The organism is Bacillus sp. EE-W1, from assembly GCF_009760835.1.
Classification (GTDB): domain Bacteria; phylum Bacillota; class Bacilli; order Bacillales; family Bacillaceae_G; genus Bacillus_A; species Bacillus_A wiedmannii.
In genome coordinates, this window is sequence record NZ_WIPE01000107.1 from 1 (window position 1) to 5,051 (window position 5,051).

At 35.3% G+C, this 5,051-nt stretch carries 4 protein-coding genes and 1 other annotated feature; all 4 genes read right to left on the reverse strand.

Going from position 1 to position 5,051, the window contains the following annotated elements:
• Window positions 1-1,197 (reverse strand): MSCRAMM family protein (locus GFJ36_RS25765; RefSeq protein ID WP_157349781.1); only part of this gene is annotated, 1,197 nt, incomplete at its 3' end.
• Between the two features lie 269 nt (window positions 1,198-1,466).
• Window positions 1,467-1,634 (reverse strand): hypothetical protein, encoded by a 168-nt coding sequence (locus GFJ36_RS29265; RefSeq protein WP_176546143.1) that lies wholly within the window; start codon window positions 1,632-1,634, stop codon window positions 1,467-1,469.
• Between the two features lie 82 nt (window positions 1,635-1,716).
• Complete coding sequence (locus GFJ36_RS25770; RefSeq protein WP_142311176.1) at window positions 1,717-2,901, reverse strand: MFS transporter; 1,185 nt, start codon at window positions 2,899-2,901, stop codon at window positions 1,717-1,719.
• Window positions 2,902-3,011: 110 nt separating this feature from the next.
• Complete coding sequence (locus GFJ36_RS25775) at window positions 3,012-4,325, reverse strand: APC family permease (protein ID WP_088064746.1); 1,314 nt, start codon at window positions 4,323-4,325, stop codon at window positions 3,012-3,014.
• Window positions 4,326-4,390: 65 nt separating this feature from the next.
• Window positions 4,391-4,627, reverse strand: a binding site (T-box leader).
• Between the last annotated feature and the right edge of the window lie 424 nt (window positions 4,628-5,051).

Consider the following 5,051-nt stretch of genomic DNA (forward strand, 5'->3'; position numbering starts at 1 on the left):
TTCGTTGTAGATTGTAAACTCTGCATTTGGTAATTTTGTATTCCCATCCGCTATATTTACTTTCGTTATTTCTAGTTCACCTTTTATATTTTCATTTTTCAACTCTAATACAGCAGTTTCACCAGTTTTCACTTCAATTTTTTTAATACTTCCGTCTAACACATATCCAGCTGGCGCTTGAATTTCTTTGACGCTATATATACCGATTGGAAGATTCCCTAGCTCCGCAATCCCCTTATCATTAGTCGTGACATTTTGTTTAAAGTTTTCATTAGAAACTTCAAACACCGCTCCTTTTAATAATTCCTTTTTTTCTCCTAATTTCATAATCTTTAAAGAGCCTACTGATTCCCAATTTACCACTAAATCTGTACTGATTTTCTCACTATTTCTTTGTAACAATACCGTTGTATTTTGAACTTTTTCTGATCCTTTAAAAGCTATTGCTTGTAAATTTGTTAAAGTAGACTTCACTTTCATTTTAAAATTACCACTACTCGTATCTTTCGGGATTAATATTTTAAATTTTTCGTTAATTGATAATGTACTTTTTTCTTCTCCATTTTCATTTACAATTCGAAGCCCTTTAGGAGCATTTTCAGGAAGAATTGTATAAGAGCCAGAAACCGCATTTGTTTGCACTGCATAAAATCCTGTTTCTAAATAATTACCTTTTTTTGTAGCAGTTTGTGGATCTACAGGATTAACTTTAAAAAATATATCTTGTGATCCAGTTTCTTTTTTTGAAGCTTCTACTAAACGCTTCATAAGATTATGTACTCGTTCATTTTTTGCAACTAAATCTTCTTCCGTTAATTCATTTGCTGCAATCCATACCGCTAATTGTGTAGCATAATGCGCCTCTTCTACTGTCGCTACCCCTAATTCAGATGGGCTTTTTTGAGGATATCCATTTAATAAAACACGATATACGGCATCAGATGATTTCCCCATCTCAGGCAAATCATCTCCATTTGGAGAACGCAAATCAGGCGTTAAACAATACGCAATACTACCCGAAGCCGTTTTAATTATTTCTGTCTTTATTTCACGCTGTTTCGACTTACTATAACTCCAATCCATTTTATATGTTTCTCTGTTCATTACTTCTGCCTTCACTTGCGGCATTGCAATTCCTAATAAAATAATAAGAGCGCTTAAAAAACTAAACCATTTACCTACCATCTTTCGTTTCATTCTCTCCACCACCATATATAAATTTCTACATGAAGCAATCTTACTGTTTCATTGTACTTATAGTGAAAAAAAGAGAATAGGTGGTTTTTTTGTAGTATCTTGTCGAATTGTTGAGAAAGTTCCAAAGTAATAAGCAACCTTTAAATTATTTGCTCTCATGCTGCTATTGACAAATGGACATTACATATTTTAAATTTTCAAACATGATAAAAAAGCACTTTATAAGTGCCTTCATAACTTACGAGAAACAAATTTTAAACGAATATATATTACTTATCTTTTTCCTTTATCTCCGTCAACAGCTCAATAATTTTCTCATTTTGCTCCACTTGTTTCTCTGAATTTTGATAGATGAAACGGACCCACCTTAATACAACAACAACTATCAATATCGGTAGTAGAGCAATTATCATGCCAAATACCGAGAAATTAGACATCATTCTCCATCACCTCGCTACATACAATCTTCTCCATCCACCTACTAAAACCTGCAATTTTTTACAAATAAAAAAGAATCTATCAAACGATAGATTCTTCTTTTGCAAACTGAGCAGAACGTCCTCTCGTAATCGAGAAAATTGCACAAAGTAGTGCTAATATAATAAAGCCGCCACCTACCCAAGCATTATATATAACAGATGATTTCTCAATAACAACTCCGCCTACTGTTGAACCGAGAGCAATCCCTAAGTGAAGCGCAGAGTTATTTAAACTTTGCTGAATACCAGCTGATTCTGGTGCAATTTCAATTAAATAATTTTGTTGTGCTGGTGAAATAGCCCAGCTAAGCATACTCCAAATTCCCATCATAATAATGAACAGCGGGAATGAGAATGTCATCATTGGCAATATGAAGATCGCACACGCAAATACGATAATAATTGAAATAATACTTTTCTTCGATCCCCATTTATCAGCAAGCAAGCCCCCAAGGCCGCCTCCAAGTACCGCTGCAATTCCGAAAATGAAGTAAAATACACTAATCCAATTTGCCTCAACATGCATCACATCTTTTAAAAATGGTGTTAAATATGCATATAGTGTTAAATGACCCGTTAAAAATAAGAATGACGTTAACTGTGCACTGACAATTTTTTTATCTTTTAACGTAGCAATTTGCTCTCTTATTGATAATACTGATGTCGGTGGTACTTTCGTTAAGAATAATGAAATACAAGCAATTGCCATAACAGTTAATATCAAAATTAACACAAATGGTGCACGCCATCCGTATGCATTTCCGAGTACAAGACCAAGCGGTACTCCAAGTACGAGCGAGCCACTAATCCCCATGAAAATGATTCCAATCGCACGCGCACGAAAAGGTGGTTCTACAACGCTAGAAGCAAGTGTTACAGATAACGCAATAATTAATGAACCACCCGCTGCACAAATGACCCTTGAGAACATTAACATTCCGTAATTCACACTACATGCTGAAATGATATTTCCGATTAAGAAAATCGATAATGCCCCAATATATAATTTTTTTCTTTCAAACTTCCCTGTTAAAGCTAATAAAACTGGACCTGACAAAGCAAATACTACCGAATATACGGTTATAAGCTGACCAGCTGCGCTAATCGATACTCCTAAATCATTGGCAACTAAATCGAGCGTTCCTCCTATAATTAGCTCAACCGTTCCGACTACGAAAGCCGCGATAGCTAAAATATACACACGAAAATTCAAGTCTTTCCCCACGCTTTCTATTTAGGTTACTACCGCTATAGTAACCTAAACCAAAAATGGACGCAAGTACAATTTTTTTTACAATAAAAAAACAGGCGTATCATACGCCTGCCTTCTAATTATTAAACACTAGTTTTGTTCTTCTTATTTAAATACCAATATACTGGGAGTCCAGTAAAGACAATTCCAATTGATAAGAAACAACTTACCGGATCATTAATAATCGCACTTCCAAGTACAAACAATGATCCTAAAATCGCAACGATTGGTACAATCGGGAATAACGGTACACTGTATGCACGCTCTTTATTCTTGTTACGTTTTCTTAAAATGAAGACACCAATAAACGTCATTACATAGAAAATATAAATAATGAATACGGAAATCTCAGATAGCTTATTCGGATCACTAATAACCATTAAAATAATTCCTAAAATGATTTCAACAGTAATCGCATTTGCTGGTGTTTTAAATCTTGGACTTTCCTTTGCGATAAACTTAGAAAACGGAAGGTGTCCACGCTCTGCCATAGACATCGGAATACGTGGGAACGTTAAAATCTTTCCATTTAAACAACCGAAAATAGAAACGATAATACCGATACTAATGATTTTCCCGCCATATTCTCCAAGTAGCATGCCCGCAGCTGTCGCTGTTGCATTCTCTCCAAGGTCTACAATTTTCGCTGCTGGTAACACATTTAATAATGCCAAGTTAATTAGTACGTAAGCAGCCGTTACAATTAAAATCCCAACTGTCATCGCTTTCGGTAATAGCTTTGTTGGATTCTTCATTTCTCCGCCAATCGAAGCAAGTAGAATCCAGCCGTCATAAGCAAATAATGTTGCTAAAATTGCCATACCGATACTTTGATTTTCTGATATCGGCACTACTACATTAAAGATATCGCTATTTCCTTTCCAAAAACCTAACACAACAATTAATACGATTGGAATCATCTTTCCAATTGTCGTAACCGTTTGGACGATACCTCCATATTTTGTTCCCATACTATTTACAACGCCAAGGAACACAACTGTTCCAATAGCAATTGGTAAATTCCATACTTTATCTAAATAGAAAAAATTAATCATTAAAGAACTAAAGTACAATCCTAATGTTCCAATAATAGCTGGTCCATAAACAATTGTTTGCATCCAGCCTGATAAATATCCCCAAAAACTTCCGTAAATCTCCTCTAAATACGTATACAACCCACCATTTTTCGGGATTTGCGCTCCAATTTCAGCTACTGTTAAACCACTTGCTAACGTCAACAGACCACCAATTACCCAAGCAAGAATAGCCATATTAGAACTCCCCGAGTAATCTAATACGCTCCCTGGCTTCATAAACACACCAGATCCAATAATCGTTCCTACTACGATAGAAAGTGCTACTGTTAAACCAATTTTGTTCTTCTCATCATGATGCATGCTGCGTATCCTCCTTCCAATTCTAGTGTGATGCAAAAATGAAATAAAAAAACACTCCTCCCTAAAAAAGGGACGAGTGTTATATTCGTGGTTCCACCCTTGTTTCAATTCGTAAAGTAACATACTTCACCAATTTCTCAAGTCTAAATAACGGTTTTTGCCGGCAAGCAATTACTAGGTATCCGTTCACTGCTGCAGTTCAGAGGTGGTAATCCATTTTTCCGTATTAGGAAGCTCACAGCCAAAGGCTTCCCTCTCTGAGAATCGTAAAAAATTGATCATGTCCTCATCATCACTTCTTGATGTCGAATTTTGTAGTTATTGTTCATTATATTGAATTGTTAGAAAAAATCAATATATTTTTTTATATAACATAAGAAATGTTTCTCTTCTTATATTATAACAGAAGCTATAATATTTCTCTAATTCCCCAGTATCTTTGGAACAGCGTAGCGGTAAAAATTATCTCAGCGATTTTCAAAATATATCGATTTACCAACAAAAAACGACAATAAGTAAGAGGAGACTTTCTAAAAGAAAGTCTCCTCACATACATACCTTCCGGTTGCCCACACGGAAGATACGACTTTACTCAATTATTTCTCATCTTTTTTCATAAAAAATTTACCCCGCATTAACGGGCAGTAAAACTTCCACCTTAAAATCCAGCGAATACAAGGATGAAGTTGGAATATTAACTGCCCGTAAAAGCCCGATTGGTTCAAC